A 19607-nucleotide genomic window follows, 5' to 3' on the forward strand; every position below is an offset into this window, starting at 1 on the left:
AAAAAGACGGCCTTTTTGAAATGCAATAGACCGCCCTCAAATTTACCCTTTTTTGACCAAAAAGCCAAATGATTTTTCTCGTTTTTTTGTGAAAAAAACGTGACTTTTGTGTACAGAAAGTTATCAAAACGAAACAAAGTGAGTTTCGTCACAAGAAAAAAAGCCCAGTGTAAAAATTCCTTTTCAACACTAGGCTTTTTGAAACTTTAACTCAGACTTACTTGGTCGCCGCTTTCAAGTATTCCGTGCTCGGTTTCGGGGAACGTCTAACACCCCAGACCGACGTACTTTCTTGCTTAGCTTCCTTACCAGAAGAACCGAGTTTTACATACGACTTAAGCTTCACGATGTAAGCACCGGTGCCCACTTCGCGGCCATTGTCCGCACGCATGTTCCAACCGATAAAGAAGTTGCGGTCCATACCGGCATCGATACAAGTACCGCCATTGAAGTACTGGATCTGCTTACCCGTTATCGGATCAATTTCGGTATTCTTCTTGTCGTCGCAGTAAATCTTATGAGCCTTGTGAGCAACAAAGTTACCCAGGTTGGTGAAGTACTGCACTTCGTAGTAGAAGTAGATATCCTGCGGAGTGACAGCAGCACGTTCTTCATCGGAAAGCCCGTTGTACAAGGCGTACATGTCAGCCTTGACAATGTGACCCGGCTTGCCGCCTTCTTCAGCCAAGATTTCAGCCTTGGTCATGGTGGTGCGGTAGCCATGCACCGTTACAGGCGGAACTTTTTCGCCAGCAGGGGCATTCGATGTAGACGCAAACTTGTTTTCGTTCACAGCGATTTCGGCATCACCCGTGACAGCCACCCACGGAGACGGCACGCGCGTCGTTTCGTTGTATGCCGTCGGAGAGTTCCAGTAGTAGCTAGCATCGGCAACGGCACGAAGCGTGTCGGCACCAATACCAGCAGCAATGTTAGTCGTATCAGACCAGAACACCGTGGTCAGGTTACCGCCAAGGCGCACATAGTCGCCCACGTGCGGAGACACGCTTCCACGCTGGTACATATACTTAATACGGCCATAACCGGTCTTTTCTTCGGAGCCCAAAGCCGGATCGTTCTGGGCAGTGACCACTGCAGAGCCACTCAAAGCAGACACAAAACGGCTTTCATCCGTTAATTCGATAGCCGAATTCAAGTAGAAGTCCAAAGCAGTTTTTTTGTTCGAAGTGGTCACAAGCTTAACCGGTTCAGACATAACAATCACAAGGCTGTCGTAGTCGGTTAGCTGATCACCGTTCTTAAGGGTACGCACTTCGGCACGCAGCGGAACCGGAGCGATACGGTCAATCACGGAACCCTTATAGCCTCTCTTCATCTTCTTACCCTTGTCTTCGAATTCAGCGTAAGAATAGACCCTACCCGCACCTGCTGTCTTGACCGATTCCGAAAGTTTGAGACCACCAATCGTAATCACGTTGGAGCAGTAGGCGGAATCTTCACGAGCCATAGAGCAGTCAATATTGTTCAAATTGACCGACACCAAGTCATTACAGAAAATCGAGTTGTCATTTACGTCATTGGAATAACCATCGGCATAGGGATTATGTTCCGTTGCCACGGTAGAGTCCCACATCACGCAAATGCGCGTGGGCAAGGAGTCCCTGTGAATACGACGGTCATAGTAAATAGCAACAGAGTCACCAATACCGTCCAGGTATTCCTTGTTCATGCTAAAGTAGGTTTCCGGCATTTTGAATTCCAATGTCGGCAAAGCACCCTTGGTATCGAATATATCCGCAAATCTCGGGAACGGTACCGGCGGGTTGCGGAAGTACATCGGATAGTAATCGGCAAATACATAGTCATTGTGTTCGGCCACAATCTTTGCAGGTTTGTTGTATGCCGGATCCAAGTCCCAACGATATTCCGTAAGCGCAGTAATAGAAATCGTGGCATACCCGTTCATAAAGTAGGGGTCGCTACCGGGCTCCAACGGATTCGTAATGATAATGTTCGGAGAAGTCTTGCCATCACCCACTCCCGCGTGAATATCAAATCCGTTACATTCTTCGATACACGGGCTATAAGAACCATCGGGATTCGGACGCACAATGGCTAAATACATATCATAGATAGAACCGACCCAGTATTCGTCATAAGAGCCGTCTGCCTTAGGCGACTGTCCGCTGACAGACTTGGGCGTTTCACCCGGTTCCGGAATGGCTTCGATAAAGGTAATCTGCGGCAAGTAGAAGTAAATGGTCGGGCCATTATCTCTACCCTGCACAGTCACCTTGAACGGCGTAATTGGCAGTTTCAGGTCTTCCATGGGCACAGTCACATAAAGGGTATCTACACCCGAATCGCCAATTTCACGCTGCGTACCCAAACGAACAGGCTTATATGCCTCGCCACCTGTAGCAGGGTCAATCGTCTTTTCAAACACCTGCAGTAACGGATCATGATTAAGCGTGTACTTCATTTGGGCAGCATCATCCGGGAAGATTTGCAGTTCGTCCGAAGCAGAACCTTCATCCGGCGGAGCTACGTTTGAAACATAAATCGGAACCATTTCGCCACCCATAGCAGATTCCTGTAACACATAAGAACCTCTTGGAGTAACATCACCCGTTTCATCATCAACAGAGATAGCATTACCGTTCTTGTAAATCACATCCACTTCGCCCGAGGTCTTGAAGCTCATGATCTTTTGAGTCTTGCCTTCAATCGTCACAAACAAGGTATAATAGCCACCCGGCAAACAAGTCTTTTGCTTGTCAACCTTGGGATAAGCAAAATCGGTCAGGTCAATACCGCACTTGTAAACACCCGGCTGGGTAACGCCTTCAAAGCCAGTGACCGTATTTACGCCGAACTTCTTGCCGCTCACAAGAGTATAAGAAGCCGTCAAGTGACCCGCATTGATTTCTGCAGCAAGTTCATCACCGCAGAAGGTCTTGTTTTCACCAATACCTGCTGCTGCTGCGCAGGAACCATCACCAGTCCTGGTAAAGCACAAGGTGTAGTCAGTTTCTGCAGGATTAGTCGCACTCCTTTTGCCCTTAGCCGAAATAGCGGTTTTCTGCTGGATGTACATGTTCGTCTTGATACGCACGTTACTCATGTCGGTACGACGGTCGCAGAAGAAGATGTCGATATCGTAGGTTTCGCCAGGAGTAAGCAAATTACCGGAAGCCCCCTTTAACGTATCCAGCTTTACGTATCCCGGAGCAGCCAAATGGGTACCACCAAGGTCCACAGCAAGCTTGTTGTCGATAAACACCCAAATGTCATCGTCACCACGGAACATGAACTGCATGCCAGCGCGGAAGGTGAAGTTGGCATGAGATTCAAAGCAGAACATCTGGTTGTTATCGTTCTCAATACGCAAATCCCAAGTGCTATTATCATAAACGTTGGGTTCCGTACCACTTGCAAATTCTCCATCAGAAACCGGATACAAGTCAATATAGGGGAATCCCGTATTCGGGTCAATGGCCGACCAGTCCGTCACGCCAGGGAACAGCTGTCTAGCCTTAACAGAAATATTATTCTGAGCCTGCGTTTTACCCTGTTCACCCACACCATAGCGCACATTGCCCTTGCCGGGTCTAGGAGTAGCCGCCTGCTTGCAATAGCCCGTGCAGGTCGGATCGGTCGCCAGGTCGTTCAACGGAGTAAACGCACCCGCAGGTTCGTTATAACTGTCATATTCCCACATGCCATCTTTAGTCTGCTTAAACTGAACGTCGCGGCAATGCTTCACGTTAACACCGGCGGTTTCCTCAAACATAACATTGAAAGCTTCTGCAGAAACAAAGCAACCGCTAGACGCATTGTAAGTCGGTTTTTTCGTCGTCGGGTCCAAAACGCTATTCACGATACCCGTGGTCACACCGATACAGGGCACGCTATTGTCGGCGCCAGCTCCCGGATAGTTATACTTCGCCGTTGGCGAATAGCATCCGTTCGAACCCACACGCGGATAAGCATCGCACGTAAAGGCGCCATGCATGCTGGCATCGGTATCGTAAAGGAAGGCAGCCAATTCGTAAGTGCAGTTACCATCTACATGCGGATCCACTTCCGTAATGGACTTTTCCAACATCAACTCTTCTACTTTTTCAGGATCGGCAATAAAGTAAAGCGTCTTAGACGTATACGAGTCATAGAACACATCCATCGGGAACGGCACTAAATTTTCGGCCTGCCAGCCTTCAACACCAATGGCGTCTTCCAAAAGTTCGTCGTCATCCTTGAAAATGATAAACTCTGACGGCAGAGTTTCGTCCATCCAAACCGCATAGTACCAACCGCACATATTGGGATCCACCTTCAACGGTTGAGCACTTGCAAAGGTTCCATCTCCCGACCACATCGGAACGGTGGACTTCCAAGCTTCATCATCGGGAACCAAGACATAGAAATATCTGATATCGGGAGCGGTGTTCATCACCAAAGTCGTATTCGCCTTTTTCGGATTTTCTAGCACATAAACGTCTTTCCCAGCACCAGGACACTTAATGTCACGATTGTTTTTCGGGAAGTTTGCATCGCCAGCATTAGCAGGAATAGCGTTCCAAACATTGGAAAGAATATATTTCATTCCCGCAGCCTTACTCGATTCAAGGGCGAAAGCAGTTTCAACATTATCGCCACCAGCATCGGCAAGATCATACTCATAATACCCTGTAGCAGCATTATAATAAGATCTTGTAACAAGAGCGTCGACATTGTTCATGGCGACGTAAAAATTATTTGGCCAATCATCAGGTTTCTTAAAGTGCAATGTACCTGCACAAGCAGCAACTGCGCTTTGCACACCAGCACAAAGCACACAACCAAACACGACCAATTTCCACCAAGAAATCTTTGCTTTTCTCTTCATATGACTTCCTTCCAACTGGCATACCAAAAAGACCGGTCTTTTTGGGACGCCAATATCCACCCGTAAAAATATCCTTTTCTGTTAAAAAACGGACATTTTTTTCTGTATTTTTCTTTACACAATCAAAAAGCCGTATATATAATCACGTAAAATTGGCGAATTTGAAAAAAATTCGGCAACTCCAAGCAAATCTGTAAACAAAAGTTTGCCGCAAGGATGGCATTTCCCCCCATTTGGACAGTCCACAAACAACCTATTCCCACCTGCGGTCTACAGTCCACTTATTTTACTACATTTCTGGGCAACACGGAGTGCTTATGCAAGACATGGACCGAACAATCGCCAGCGGAAACACCATCAAGTTGCCAGTCGCCCCCATGCGACCGCACCTGATCGTTTTGTACCCGCAAAACCAATTCAAGCAGATTCCGCTTGAAAAGGGAACGGTGGTTCTAGGTCGTAGCCAAGACGCCGACATCCGCATGGACGACGAACTGGTAAGCCGCAGGCACTGTGCCGTCACCTTCGACGGCATCGACGTGACCGTCAAGGACCTGGGCAGCACCAACGGCACCTTTGTCGATGGCACCCCGATTACAGAAAGCAAACTCGAGGATCACAACCGCCTGCAAATCGGCAAGATGGTTCTGAAAATCGACTTCAAGGATGCGAGCGAAGAAGCCTTTGACCGCGAACTTTACGAAGCCGCGACCATGGACCCGCTGACCAAAATCAGCAACCGCCGTCCCTTTATGGACAGGAGCCTCGGCGAACTCGCGCTCGCCCGCCGCAACAACTACTACGTTCACGCCATCATGGTCGACGCCGACCACTTTAAGCGCGTGAACGACACCTGGGGTCACCAGTGTGGCGACATGGTGCTCAAAGAAATCGCCCGCATTCTCAAAGAAGAAAAGCGCGAATCCGACCTGCTCGCCCGTTACGGCGGCGAAGAATTCGTGCTGCTTTTGAGCGGCATCGGCCCCGAAGACGCCAAAAAGAGCGCCGAACGCCTCCGCTCGGCAGTGGAAAGCCACCGTTTTTCGTGGAAAGACACAATCATTCCGGTAACGATTTCCTTGGGGCTCGCTAGCCGTCAGGGCGAAAATATCGGCAAAATCGAAGATTTGATTGCCGAATGCGACCGTCTGCTCTACGTCGCCAAAGAGAGCGGCCGTAACCAAGTTGCATTTTAATATAAAAAAGCTAAATTTGCGCCCGAAATGTCTAAACTGAATTCCGAGCGCCTCAATTCCTTTGGTTCTGCAAGTATCCCGAAACTGGTCTTGCAGTTCTCGGTTCCCGCTATCATCAGCATGCTGGTGAACGCCCTCTACAACGTAGTGGACCGTTTCTTTGTGGGCCAAGGCGTCGGCAGTCTCGGCATCGCAGGCATCACACTATGCTTTCCGATTTGCCTATTTATAATGGCAATGTCGATGATGGTAGGCGTGGGCGGCAACACGCTTTTTGCCATCCGCCTCGGTCAGAAGAAGTATATCCAGGCAAGCATCATCCTGAACAATTCCTTCTCGCTCCTGATTCTGATGGCAATTGGAGCGTTCACGCTGGGCGAAATCTTCATGGAGCCGCTCTTAAAGCTGTTTGGCGCAAGCGAGCAGACCCTGCCTGTCGCCAGCAGCTACATGCGCATCATTTTGTGTGGAGCCGCCTTCCAGACAATCGCCCCGGGCATGAACCACTTTATCCGTTCGATGGGACATCCGAAAACGGCCATGTTCCGCGAAATCGCGGGTGCTGTCACGAACATCATTCTCGACTACCTCTTTATCATGAAATTCCACTGGGGTATCGAGGGCGCCGCCTGGGCGACCATCGCATCGCAGCTGGTAGCCTCAGCTCTCATTACGCAATTCTTTGTCAAGAAGTCATCGCCAATCAAGATTCGCTGGCGCCACATGAAGTTGCGCGCCGCCTATGTGCGTAAGATTTACATTTTGGGTTTGCCGCCTTCGGTGATGCAGATTTGCAACAGCCTGATGAATGCGATTTTGGCCTGGAGCCTGACCACTTACGGAAACATCAGCGTCAAGACGACTGGCGCACTCTCCGGCGGCGACATGGCGATTTCAGCATTCGGCATTACCAACAGCATCATTTCAATCATCATCCTGCCGCTCCTGGGATTCGTTCACGGAACGCAGCCGATTATCGGATACAACTACGGGGCACGCCTCAATAGCCGCGTCAAGGAAACTCTCAAGTTCGCCTTCATTTACGCCGGCGGATTCATGTTCGTCACCTGGGCAGTCCTCATGTGGCAAGCGGAAACATTCGTGGCACCGTTTGCACCGAACGACCCCGAGCTCATCAAGCTTTCGGCCTGGGCCATGCGCATTTTTGCAGCCGCCTTCTTTATGATTCCCTTCGGCATGGTTTCGGGGAACTTTTTCCAGGGTACAGGAAAGGCATTCAGGGCCATGTTCCTGAATGCCTGCCGTCAAGTGATTTTACTGATTCCGTTTTTGCTGATACTGCCCCACTTCTTTGAGCTGAAGGGCGTGTTCATGGCGCAGCCCATTGCCGACACGGGTGCGGCTATTATCGGGCTTGCCATGCTTTGGCATGAACTGAAAAAGTTAAAATAGTTCTGACATAAAAAGGAGATCCCGGCTTCCCCGTTCCGAGGACCATATCCACTAAGCAGCAAAGCTGCAAGTGGATATTGGCAAGGCCGGGATGACATTTAGCGCACGTTTACGCGGCGGGTTTCGCGGGCAACCTTCACGATGTAGGAACCAGGTTTGAGGTTCGGAACAATCGTTTCAGCACCAGCGGTAACGCCCTGACGCACCACGCGACCCTGCAAATCCATAACCGCAAACTTAGCGAAAGCCGCATTCGTCACGGAAATAGTAAGTGCGGAGCGCATGTCGTTTCTGACCGCAAAGAGAGACTTAACTGCAGAAGCCACGGGCTTGATTGCACTATCATCTTCGCCTATACGGAACGACGTTACCTTCTTTGACTTGCCATCAATAGTCACAAACAAGGTGTAACGGCCATCCGGCAAAGTAGTAACCTTGGAAAGATCAATCTTAGGCTGCGAAAGATTCGTGAGGTCAATGCCACCCTTGTACACACCCGGAGTAGAAACCTTTTCAAAGTCAGCCACAGCGCTATCCTTAACAGAGCTTCCGTTGACCAACGTATAAGATATAATCGACGGAGCAATCGAATCGCAAATAGTCACAGGTTCAGTAGCCATTCCGCAAGTACCGACATTAGCCGACTTGGTGTAACAAATGCTATAAGACGTTGCAGACGGCTGTTCCGACATTTTTGCACCCTTTACGGTAATAGCAGACTGAGGCAATTGAGCCAGGAACATATTCGTACTGATTTCGAAATTGCTCATGGTCGTGCGGCGGTCGCAAGCAAAGATATCTACATCGTACTGCTGGCCGACTTCAAGTTTGCCGCTAGCGCCTTCAAAGGCATCGAGATCTACATAGCCCGGAGCATCTAGGTGGACTCCGCCCAAGTCAATGGCGAGTTTGTTGTCGATGAACGCCCAAATGTCATCGCCACCGCGAAGAGCTAAGCGAAGCCCCGGCTTGTGGGTAAACTTGGCATGTGTTTCATAACAGAAGTGATGGTTGCGTCCACCGGTTCCATCTTCTTTGACCAGGGATGTCCAACGGTATTCTGAGCCATTCGTCCCTTTCCTCACAAGGGAGTCGGTTCCATATTTAAAGAACGGCCAACCTTCAGGAGCAGCGTCGGGGCAAGACCAGCCTAACACACAATTATCAGGATATGTGCTCGGCATATTAAGAGCGGTCTGAATAAACTCTTCAGCAGTTGAACCATCAGCAAAAATGCCCTCACAATTATGTCCCTTGCTCCAACCCGGGCCATTGCACAACAAATCAAATACAGGAACGCCTTCCAAAGAATCGAGCTTTCTAAGCGATGGGCCATAGAACACCGGCCCCTCGGCATCGCGCTTGGTGCGAGCCGCCGAAAGAGGAGTCTGGTCCGGGTTTGCAAGTTTCACAGAAGCATCATCCGTTTGTTCTACCGGGAAGAATCCTCCAACAGCAGAGGTTCCTAACGGCATATAGTAATCGGAGCTGAATTCCCACCAACCGCCACGTTCCATGTGCGGAACCGGCATGTCATAGCAGCTCATTTCGTTTACGCCTTCAGTGTAATTGAACAGTTGGTTAAAGTACTTTTCATCAATAAAGCACTTCTTTCCGGCAGTAGTCAGCTTGGGCTTTTTCGTTGTAGGATCAAGAGTCGTTTCTACAAGTCCCGAAGTCACACCGATACAATCATTCACCGCTTTGAGAGCCGTTTCAAGGTCAACTCCTTGAGCACCGGCCTGGCAACCTTCACCCCCCTGAGCGTAGCAAGAGAATGCCGGGTGCAACTTTGCATCGGAATCGTAGACGATCCACGGAATCTCGTACGAACAAGTACCTTGAAGCACATCCGCTTCGGCAAAGCTATAAAGCCAACCGTCCTCATTGAGCTTTTGACTTTCGTCTGCAACAAAGAACACACTGTCTTTTCCCAATTCAAATATCTTTTTCAGGGGAATCGGAACCGCCGAGTCTCCCGTTTCCCAGTTGCCGTTCATGCCGAGCATATCTTCGCGGGCTGCGTCGTCGTCACGGTAGATTAACACGTTATCGGTAATTTCATCTTCGGCAAAGGCGTACTTATACCAGCCGCACATGAAACCATCCATTACCATCGGCTTGCCAGTTTTGCCACCATCAGTACTGATCATCGGCGCAGATGATACCCAATCTGCACTCCCAGGCAACAGTACAAGGAATTGTTTTGTAGAACCAGCCCAAGCCGCAGAACAAGCAAGGGCTGCACCAGCCATAACACATAAACATCTTTTCATTCGGACCTCCTAATTACTCCTAATTATTCCATAATGAACAAGCAAAATATATAAGAAAAACTTACTTTGTGCAAGCGATTTTTTTACAAACGATTTTGAAAAAGCAAAAAGATGTAACGTGTGTTACATCTTTTACTGCACAAAGAATATCAGGATTCAGCTAGTAAAGCTTCTTCATGTCGGTCAGTTCACCGCCCTTTTCGTGGAAGAGCACCAGCGAGCCTCCCTGCACCTTCTTGAAAATAGCGGTAAGCTTAGCAACCACATCGGCTTCTTCAAAACCGATTTCGTTGTAGGCGGTTTCGCCAATCACAATGCCTACGTTCACAAGATCCGGAGACTTGCGTCGCAGATAATTCAGCAGGTCTTCGTCGTTGTTGAGAATGTCTGTTGCGGTCGGCTTTTCAAGTTCAGCCGGGTCGCGTGTGCTCACCAAGAGGGGGTACATCGCATCAGAAATGACCTGCTTGGAGTTCAAATAGAACGTATTGCCCACGAACAAGCTAATGGAGTCGTTCAAAACTTGGCGAACTTCGAGAATCACGTCGCTCTGGGAAGAGGCTTCCTGGATTTCGAGTTTGGAAGGGCCGCAGGCCATAAAGGCAAGCGAAAACGAGACAAGGGCCATAAGGGCAAGTTTCTTCATGTTTTCTCCTTTCGGCATTGCAAGGGGCAACGCCTGTATTCCGCCCTTTAATATATAATTTATTTATGTAAAATGCGCATTGCACGCTCAATGAGCTCGGGTTTTAGGTCAAAAACGCGGCTCAGGGTTTCGACACGTGCCGATTCCTCGATTTTTTCGATACGGGAACCATTCGCATCGCGGGTCACGAGATTACCCTTCTGGTAATAGTACTGCACGCCACGTTCGCGGTCCAGGCGGTTGAGCACCGGGTAAGTCATCATTTCGCGGTAAAAACTTTCGTTCCAGTGCTGCTTGAATTCTTCGACGGAGACTCCCTCGACAGGGTATTCGAAGCGGAGTTTCATGGGGGCTCCCGCACCGCCCGTCCACAAGGCCATGCTGTCCATTGTAGGGCGGTCCAGCCTTACCGTATTCGGCACGAGCGGGAAAAAGGCTGTGCCCGTTCCCAACGGGGGCGGGAGCGGAATCGGGAGCGGATCAAAAATCAAATAGCCCGGGTCAAAGAGGAATTCGGAATGGATTGCAGTACCTTCGGATCGCAATAACGAAGCAGAATCGTCGTCGGGCAAAATGAGGGCGCAGTGAATGTTCTTTTCCTTGCGCTTGTGGCCCATGACAAGGCGCGGATTCAGTCCCATGTCTTTAAACACTTGGTACAAGTGCCAAGTCATGCTGAAGCAGGTACCGCCGCCCATCCAGGCGTCTACATCGTTCTGAAAACTGTCATCCAATTTTTGCGCGGCAGTAGAACTCCCCGTGGATTCCAGACGGATAATCTTCGTCAGGTTCTCGTAGGTAACTTTGGACAACTTGTCGCAGACGTCCTGGATTCTTTTCCATTGTTCGGGGAGCATGAGACAAATTTAGCTAATGGCGGCGGTTTGAATCGTGTAAAGAGCTCTTTCGGTAGATTTTCATGGTCTTTTTCAGGGGGGGCGGCATATAAATCCAAGAATTCCATTGAATTTATATGCATCATTTAATTTATCTAAAATCAATTGTTCGTCAAAAAGCATATAAAAGACACTTTTAGCGAAATTTATATGCACGAGAAATCAAGCACGTGATAAAAACAGCCCCAAAAATAATTTAATTTGTACGAAAAACGCATATAAATCCGGTCAAAAACCCATTTTATATGCTCACCCCTGTTTTTTGGGGTCCCATTTTCGGCAACATAGGCTCACATGAATCGTCACGCCTGCGGCTCGCGATGATGCACTTAAAGCAGCATCGAGATGCCGTCGACACCAAGAACGGTCACGCAAGCGACCACGGCAACGCCCACCAAGCCAAGGCCGAAAAGCGAGGCGACAACAGCTGCCACTAGGGCACACGCGCCCGAAAGTTTGCTGTCGGTCGAATAGAGAATCGCAGGCACAGTCATCGCGGCAAGTACCGTGTACGGCACATACGAAAGGAACGAACGCCAAAAACGGCTCTTGATTTTACCCTTCAAAAGTACGAACGGTACCGCACGCAGCAAGTAGGTAACGCCTGCCATTACAAGCAGGAACAAGAAGTAATCTCTTAAGTGCATGATTCCTCCTCGTCTTTAACCGGGAAAAATGCCGCCCCCAAAAGCGAAGCCACGAGCGCACAAATAATAATTGCAAACCCGACCGTCACACCGCTCAGTGCCGGAACGTACTTGAACGCAAGGCTGCAGGCTATCGCAATCAGCACGGCAACTAAAGTCGGGCGGTGCGCCTTCATTTGCGGCACCACGATGGCAATAAACATTCCGTACAAAGCAACGCCCAAGGCATTCGTCACGACCGCGGGCAAGATTTCGCCACAAACGGCACCGCACAATGTACCCGAAGACCAACCGATATACGGGAGCACCATGAGGCCTGCAAAGTAACGCGCCGTCACAGGCTCGCTCTGGCTTACGGCCAAGGCGTAAATTTCATCGGTGATTCCCGTAGCAAGCATCAGGCGCTTGAAAGTGCCAAACGAGGGTGCCACCTTTTGCGACAAGGAAATCGCCATCAGGCTATAACGCAAATTGATAAAGAACGTGGCAATTGCCATCTCGATAAATGTACCGGCAGCATCGGACATGATCTGCAACCCCGCAAATTGCCCCGCCGAGGTAAGATTCGTCATCGAAATAAAGGTGACCAGCGGCCAAGAAATCAACTTGGAGCCGGCAATTCCGAACGAGAAAGACACGGCAAAGTAGCCGAGCCCGATCGGAAGTCCGTCTTTTACACCATTCGAAAATTTCATGGGCACAAATATAGAAAAACTTTATAGCAAAACTATGCAGATATATAAATTTATGCATAAAAAATCCCCGCAGCGTGGACTTCTCGTCGCGGGGATTTCTTTTTTTAGGAGGGTACAATTACTTCACTACGATTCTTGCCGAGCGCGTTTGAGTCTTGCTAGAGACTCGCACCATGTAGTTGCCACGTTCCAACCTTGCAAGGCTAAAGCCCTTGGAGCCCGCAACCGGTTCATAGAAGGCAATCACCTCATGACCGATCATGTCGAACACCTGCACACGCACCATTGCCGGGCTAGACTGCACCACCGTCAACAGGTTGTTCGCATAGCCGAACTTGAGCATGCTTTGAGCAACATTCACGCTCGTGGTTCCACCACTCGAACTGCTTGCAGGAGGTTCAGCACTACTAGAGCTAGGCGGAATGACACTACTGCTGGATACAGGCGGTGTCACGCTGCTGCTCGATGCAGGAGGTTCGCTAGAACTGCTTACAGGAGGCACGACACTGCTGGAGCTTGCAGGAGGTACAACGCTACTGCTGGACACAGGAGGTGTTACACTGCTGCTCGATGCAGGAGGTACGCTAGAGCTACTTGCCGGCGGAACAACGCTGCTAGAGCTTGCAGGCGGCACCACGCTACTGCTAGACGCAGGAGGCGTCACGCTGCTGCTCGACACAACCGGAGGTTCGCTGGAGCTACTTGCAGGAGGCACGACACTGCTGGAACTTGCAGGCGGTACAACGCTACTGCTAGACGCAGGAGGTGTCACGCTGCTGCTGGAGACAACCGGAGGTTCAGAGCTACTAGATACCACAGGCACTTCAGAACTGCTGCTTACCACAGGAGGTTCGCTAGAGCTGCTTGCAGGAGGCACGCTAGAACTGCTTGCAGGAGGAACGACACTGCTGGAGCTTGCAGGCGGTACAACGCTACTGCTGGAGACAGGAGGTGTCACGCTGCTGCTGGAGACAACCGGAGGTTCGGAGCTGCTGGAGACAACCGGAGGTTCGGAGCTGCTGGATACCACAGGCACTTCAGAGCTGCTGCTAGAGACTACCGGAGGTTCGGAGCTACTAGACACCTCAGGCACTTCAGAACTGCTGCTTACCACAGGAGGTTCATCGCAAATATAATCATATACAGCCCTGTATTCGGTATCACGAGTCACATCGACGATTGTAGGATTCCAACCGGTAAAGTGGAAAGAACAATCATCCATAGTCGTATCCATCACCACCTCAGGAACATCCAAAGCATCAGCCTTTGTTCCATAGGCATAACTATCACCGTACCAACGATCTCGAATTGGATCATAGAACTCAACATAATATGTCTGTTCCTTACATTCAGACGAATTGGTCGCGATATATTCCATATCTGATTTCACGACATTTCCATCACCGACTATCTGAACCCATTTATCGAATTCATAATAGCAGGCAGGCGTTTCCTTCGTCGGGCCATAACTCGGAAGACTTACGACCTCATTGTAATAGTACGGTTCAGTTCTCCAAACAGATCCATCTTCACGTTTGAAGGTAACTGTATAGGTTCGCTTGTTGTTACCATAAAGGGCCTTATAAGTAACATCGCCAACGACAGTTCCGATTAAAGGATTCCAACCAGCAAATGTGTAGACATAGTTTTCATTCGATGCTCTGCCCGGAGCCTCAGGAATTTCAATATCATCCACCGAGGTGCCATATTCATAAACGCTCGAATCTAGCAGGGTTTCATCGTAATTTACGAATTTGACATAATACTTGCGAGTCGTAGACCTGTATGTAGCGGTGTATTCGACATCCTTAGCGACAGCGACCACAGCAGGCGACCAACCATCGAAAGTAAAGTCAAACTGCGCTGAAGATTCCTTGACCGGCGTTTCCCCGTCAAACACAGGCATATCACCCTCTGCATAGGTTTTTTGTGCCAACAGAGAACCATCCTCATTGCGCCATGTGACTACAAATTTATTGTTTTCAACGTAATTCGCCTTATATGTTGCAGCCTGAGTCACATCGGCAATTTCAGGAGTCCAACCCATGAACTTATACCCAGACTTCGCAGGAGCATTGGGCGTCACAATCGCCGACGCCAGCGTTCCATACTCGTAATCAGCGGCTTCAATAACCGATGTTTCATCTTCATCCACAAAGGTTACCGTGTACTTTCTGGGCGATTCATTATACGTTGCCACATATGTCACATCTTCTGTTACCTGATCAAGGAACCAACCCGCAAAGGTATAAGTCACCGTTTCGGTCGGATCCTTTTTCGGGTCAGCCGGAAGAGCAATGCTATTCACCGGAGTTCCATAATCGTAATACACCGCTTCTTTAAGAACGGTACCATCTTCGTCTTCAAATGCGACAGCATACTGACGGAGCGTACTATCAAATAGAGCCGTGTAGCTTGCGGAGCCCCTTATCGTATCCAAAGCCGGTTCCCACTTACCATTCCAATTATAAGTATGAGAAACAGTCATCGTCTTAGTCGGTATCAGCATCAGGTTTGCAATTGTGCTGCCATAACGATACCAACCGGTACCAAAATAATTATACATTCCTCCAGGCATACCAGAGTATCCGCTACCCAACAAAACTCCATCACCATTGTAGAAATTGACTTTATAGAGAATGTTGGCTACATAAGTGACATTACCTGTTACAGTCTTCAAACCCGGATCACCGCAATCTATACTTCTTCGTACAACTGGTTCTGGCAAGCCTGTTTCTTTATCATACGTATAATAGCTAGTCCAGACATACATTGTACACCATTCATCGCTATATTCATATTCGCCAGACTTGCTAGCAAGAACAGTCGCCTGCGACGGAGCATCGGTAATCGTTGCGCCATAGTCATACATCTTGCGAGAAAGTTCTGTACCATCATCATTGACGAATACCACTTCGTATTGCTTACGAGTTTCCTTGAACTTGGCTTGATATTCCATTGGTCCTGTCACAGCAGAGAGTTCCGGTTCCCAACCATCTTCAGGATCCCACGTGTAAGTAAATTCTTCTGTATCATACTTATAAGGCGTTTCCCATCCTTCATATACAGGTACAGAATCCTTGGACACTTCATATTGATATAGGACGTTATCACCATTCTTAAAGACGACGGTATACTTATTTTCAGAAGACTTGTATGCCGCCTTGACGGTGACAGGTCCAGTCAACGCCACATCACTACTCATTGCCGGCAACCAGCCAACAAATTCGTATTCTATGTTTTCACCCGTCTCATAACTATATCCCGATTCACGAGTCGGATTTTCTTCCGGCACCGCGATTTCGTTAAGTAACGTTCCCTCAGGATAGAACTGCACATATTCATCATTTACAGTTAAACTACTGCCATCATAGTTTTCAAATCGAACCGCATACTTTTTATTGTACTTGGGAAGAATTGTCATATCACTCCGAACAAAACCATCTCCTGTCTGGTCAAGATCCCAACCCGCAAATTCGTATTGGGTATCATAATCAGAATCTTTTTCAGGTTCGTCACTCGGCAGAGCGATTTCACTATAGGACGTTCCATACGGATACTCTATTTCATATTCACCATCGACGTAAACTGTATAGCCCCAAGCATCTTCAAAACGAACAGTATATTTACGTTCATGAGTTTCGAACTGCGCCGTATAGGTAGCATCTTCATGGGCCCAAGAATCAAATTCTGGTTCCCAGCCCGTAAATTCATATTCGTATTGCTCCGTAGACGTCTTTTCCGGGTAAGGGTCATCCACATATTCGCCATACGTATATTCACCTGAAGAGATTACATTACCTTCATCATCCTTGAAGGTGATTGTATATTTTACCTCTTGTTTACAGGTAAATGTTGCCGTATAAGATCTGTATTCTGTAGCCGGGAACAAGCCTTTTTCGCATTCCTCCTTCATACCATAATTAGAATCCATTACCCATTCGCAAGCAGACTTCCAATTATCGAATTCGTACTGACTACAAGACTCATCCGCTTCGCGAGTCGGAGTTCCGTCATACACAGGAGTCTTTCCGTATTCAACAGATTGACAATCATACATTCCGTATCCCTTTCCGTAACTGGAGCCCGGAATCGAGAAACAGATATTGAATGTTTTAAGGGACTTGTTAAATTGAACCTGATACGAGACATCGCCGTTTACAGGCGCTCGTTCCGGAGACCAACCCGCGAATTCATAATTATACTGTTCGTCACCACGCATATAAGCCAGGCTCCACAAATCTGTTTCGCCATTATACTCAGGCATTTCACCTTGAGCAAACTGAGCGCTATCCAGCAAATTTTCACCATCATAAAATTTCACGGCATAGCTCGGTTTATGCAAGCACCTGACATTATCCAATTCTAGGGATCCTTCGTCATCCAAATCATCCCAAACAAACTGAGTCAAATGCGAGAAGACTACAGAAGTTCTTTCTCCACCATTCCAGAAAGAACGACGATAAATTGTTGCGGTAGTCCAGCCTTCGCTACTTCCAAGGTAAGTTTCCAAGTGGTTATCGTTTTCATCATAGACGCTTCCTATACTGAATCTATGAGAAACTCCACGATAATCATACTGGATTGCATTACACTGGGACAGATCTAAAGATGTTCCATTCGATGCCAACGGCAATCCTACACCAATTGTGCCGTTGCAGTAATCACAATTTTGTTTGTAAGAAACCTGCAATGCCTTGCCACCATCTACATTTACGACCGTTTTGGAGATTTCAGATACATTGGTTGTACCACCTGCAGCGCTTTCGTCAAAGACATACCAATTCGTTCCCAATTTTGAAACGTCATCGCCATCTTCAAAATCGTCAGCGAGCCATGCTCCTCCTTCTGCAATTTCAACCATTGTTCCTGCCGGAACCGGTTTAGCCATAAATACAGCCGTATAGGTCGTTGTATCGGTCACAGGAGTATATTCCTTGTCCCAACCGACAAATTCATAAATATAATCCGAAGTCGCAGCCTTTTTCGGCTCACAATACTTACAATCCGGGGTTTCTCCCTTGCGCAACCATTCTTGATTGATTTCATTTCCCGAATCATCAACAAAACGAACCCTATAACTGTAAGACACCTGATAAACAGCACGCCCCTTTACGCGAGTGAAAGCGGGAGTCCAGCTATCTTCATCATAGCCATAACCGTCTTCTTGAGATTTAATCGGAATACGGGATTCAAGTTCATACGCATAGATTTCATCACCATACTCATACTGGAGAGAATCAATAACCGAGCCATCTTCATGCAAGAATACAATCCAATACTTTCTGTATTCTTCATCAAAGAGCGCCTCGTACACCGCATGACCTTCTACTTCATGAATCCCATCATACCAATGTTCCTGATCTTGCCAATCATAGAAAGAATAAACATAATTGGCCGAAGGATCCTTGAAAGGAGTTTCACCCGTATATTCCGGCGTTTCTCCCCAGGCATATTCACCCGTCTGCAAAATTTCAGAACCATTAACAAAGGCTACTGTATAGAGTTCTACATTTTCCTCTTCTTCGTCAACAACAGTCTTTGCATTATAGCTCGCCACATACGCAACATTTCCTGTCACTTCAGAAACATAGGGAATCCAGCCTCGGAAGCTAAAGGTCGTGTCGTTCTTGGGAGCACGAGTCGGATTAGCCGGCCTTACAATATCTTCGGGCATCGTTCCATAAGCATACTTCTTTTCACTTAAAACAGTACCATCATAATCGGCAAATTTGACTGTATACATATTGACAGTCGTATCATAAACTGGAACATAGCGAACCGATTCCGTTACAAGGGGCAGATTTTCAAAGTATTCCGTCGAGCAAACATAATCTGTCCAGTTGTAACAGTAATCGCCCTTTCCATAATTCTCGCACTCTTCTCTTTCCACTTCTTCACAACTACGTTTTCCCCATCCCTTAAAGGAATAGGTATTTCTAGAAGAAGGCAATTTTTCAGGAGTCATGCCCACATAAGCGGGAACCTGCCCGTATTCCAAATTCTGTCTCATCAACAGATCACCATCATCATCAACAAAATCCACTTGATAGGTGCGGACTGAACTATCCAAAACGGCTTGATAAGATGTTGCCGCGCTCACCGCACTTAATTCAGGAGTCCATCCATTGATATAATAGTTATAACGTTCATTTGAAAAACTATAGTCCCCATAATATGCCGGAATATCCCCTGCAAGGAACTCACCGCTATAAAGCAAAGTTGTTCCTGCATAGAAACTTACCGTGTATGCAGATTTGTGTAGGCAACGTACATTGGCAATTTCAAGGTATCCCGATGTACCATCATATTCTTGAACTTGCCACATCAATGCAGCCATGTTCTTTTGTACATCATTGATACTGGCTTCTATTCCCCACCAGTTAATTTCATCTTGATTCAATTCACTCCAATGAATCTTAGCCGTTCTCCAACTTGAGTTTTGGCCGACCCTTTTTCGATGGAAATTGCTTGCAACATCAATATCGCTTGCCACCTTGAAATAATGTTCCACATTTCCACGGTAATCATAAGCGATTTCGTTACAGTTAGACAAATCCTTCGTAGAATTGTCATTAGACAGAGCAGCCTTGATTTCGATGTACGGATCGTAACCTAAGGTACCAGAACCATCCAAAGAGTAATCCACTCGCAAAGCCTTAGAAGCGCCATCAACGCCCGCATTAGAAACGAACGTTTGTGCCACTGTAGTTTTACCCCCTTCATCAGGGTAAATCAACCATTCGCCGAATGCAGAATTCAAATCTTCATCTGCGAAGTTGTCGATAACGATAGAATCACCAACCGCAATATCAAGCGGTGTACCTGCAGCCCAAGCAGAAGTGCCTAAGCCAACGGTCAAAATAGAGCTAAGGATTGCGGTTTTCATGGTGGACCTCCGGGGTTTAGGTGAATTCCATGTTAAAACAACCTCAATATCAATTGTGAAAAATCGACATGTAAACAAATATATACCTGGAAATGAGACC

9 protein-coding genes are annotated in these 19607 nt (G+C 47.8%); 2 read left to right on the forward strand and 7 right to left on the reverse strand.

The features are described from left to right. Window positions 1-217 precede the first annotated feature (217 nt). Window positions 218-4849, reverse strand: a complete 4632-nt coding sequence (locus tag B9Y58_RS08160; protein ID WP_073056241.1) for a fibro-slime domain-containing protein — start codon at window positions 4847-4849, stop codon at window positions 218-220. A gap of 317 nt (window positions 4850-5166) precedes the next feature. On the opposite strand from B9Y58_RS08160, the gene B9Y58_RS08165 reads away from it, so the two are divergent. Together B9Y58_RS08165 and B9Y58_RS08170 are read left to right on the forward strand one after the other, a co-directional pair. Further along, window positions 5167-6045 (forward strand): GGDEF domain-containing protein, encoded by an 879-nt coding sequence (locus B9Y58_RS08165; RefSeq protein ID WP_085534904.1) that lies wholly within the window; start codon window positions 5167-5169, stop codon window positions 6043-6045. A gap of 27 nt (window positions 6046-6072) precedes the next feature. Next, entirely contained in the window at window positions 6073-7458 is a 1386-nt protein-coding gene (locus B9Y58_RS08170) for an MATE family efflux transporter (protein WP_073056237.1), read from the forward strand. Between the two features lie 98 nt (window positions 7459-7556). Here B9Y58_RS08170 and B9Y58_RS08175 read toward each other — a convergent pair whose 3' ends face one another. The 6 genes from B9Y58_RS08175 to B9Y58_RS08200 form a co-directional block, all read right to left on the reverse strand. Continuing rightward, a complete protein-coding gene (locus B9Y58_RS08175; protein WP_073056235.1) occupies window positions 7557-9734 on the reverse strand; it encodes a fibro-slime domain-containing protein in 2178 nt (725 codons plus the stop codon). A 160-nt stretch (window positions 9735-9894) separates the two neighbouring features. Further along, on the reverse strand, window positions 9895-10380 hold the full coding sequence (locus tag B9Y58_RS08180; protein ID WP_073056311.1) for a hypothetical protein: 486 nt from the start codon (window positions 10378-10380) through the stop codon (window positions 9895-9897). Between the two features lie 59 nt (window positions 10381-10439). After that, entirely contained in the window at window positions 10440-11237 is a 798-nt protein-coding gene (locus B9Y58_RS08185) for a hypothetical protein (protein ID WP_073056233.1), read from the reverse strand. A 368-nt stretch (window positions 11238-11605) separates the two neighbouring features. Then, window positions 11606-11923: an AzlD domain-containing protein gene (locus B9Y58_RS08190; RefSeq protein WP_073056231.1), complete on the reverse strand. Its 318-nt coding sequence runs from the start codon at window positions 11921-11923 to the stop codon at window positions 11606-11608. Beyond that, complete coding sequence (locus B9Y58_RS08195) at window positions 11914-12618, reverse strand: AzlC family ABC transporter permease (protein ID WP_073056229.1); 705 nt, start codon at window positions 12616-12618, stop codon at window positions 11914-11916. The genes B9Y58_RS08190 and B9Y58_RS08195 overlap by 10 nt, the downstream gene beginning before the upstream one ends. Before the next feature lie 118 nt (window positions 12619-12736). Further along, entirely contained in the window at window positions 12737-19507 is a 6771-nt protein-coding gene (locus B9Y58_RS08200) for an InlB B-repeat-containing protein (RefSeq protein WP_073056227.1), read from the reverse strand. Window positions 19508-19607: the final 100 nt, after the last annotated feature.

It is taken from the genome of Fibrobacter sp. UWB15, from assembly GCF_900177705.1.
GTDB lineage: Bacteria > Fibrobacterota > Fibrobacteria > Fibrobacterales > Fibrobacteraceae > Fibrobacter.

Excerpts from the sequence above, each read along its gene's own strand:
- B9Y58_RS08160 (WP_073056241.1), bottom strand. The coding sequence starts at position 4,849 with ATGAAGAGAAAAGCAAAGATTTCTTGGTGGAAATTGGTCGTGTTTGGT.
- B9Y58_RS08165 (WP_085534904.1), top strand. The coding sequence starts at position 5,167 with ATGCAAGACATGGACCGAACAATCGCCAGCGGAAACACCATCAAGTTG.
- B9Y58_RS08170 (WP_073056237.1), top strand. The coding sequence starts at position 6,073 with ATGTCTAAACTGAATTCCGAGCGCCTCAATTCCTTTGGTTCTGCAAGT.
- B9Y58_RS08175 (WP_073056235.1), bottom strand. The coding sequence starts at position 9,734 with ATGAAAAGATGTTTATGTGTTATGGCTGGTGCAGCCCTTGCTTGTTCT.
- B9Y58_RS08180 (WP_073056311.1), bottom strand. The coding sequence starts at position 10,380 with ATGAAGAAACTTGCCCTTATGGCCCTTGTCTCGTTTTCGCTTGCCTTT.
- B9Y58_RS08185 (WP_073056233.1), bottom strand. The coding sequence starts at position 11,237 with ATGCTCCCCGAACAATGGAAAAGAATCCAGGACGTCTGCGACAAGTTG.
- B9Y58_RS08190 (WP_073056231.1), bottom strand. The coding sequence starts at position 11,923 with ATGCACTTAAGAGATTACTTCTTGTTCCTGCTTGTAATGGCAGGCGTT.
- B9Y58_RS08195 (WP_073056229.1), bottom strand. The coding sequence starts at position 12,618 with ATGAAATTTTCGAATGGTGTAAAAGACGGACTTCCGATCGGGCTCGGC.
- B9Y58_RS08200 (WP_073056227.1), bottom strand. The coding sequence starts at position 19,507 with ATGAAAACCGCAATCCTTAGCTCTATTTTGACCGTTGGCTTAGGCACT.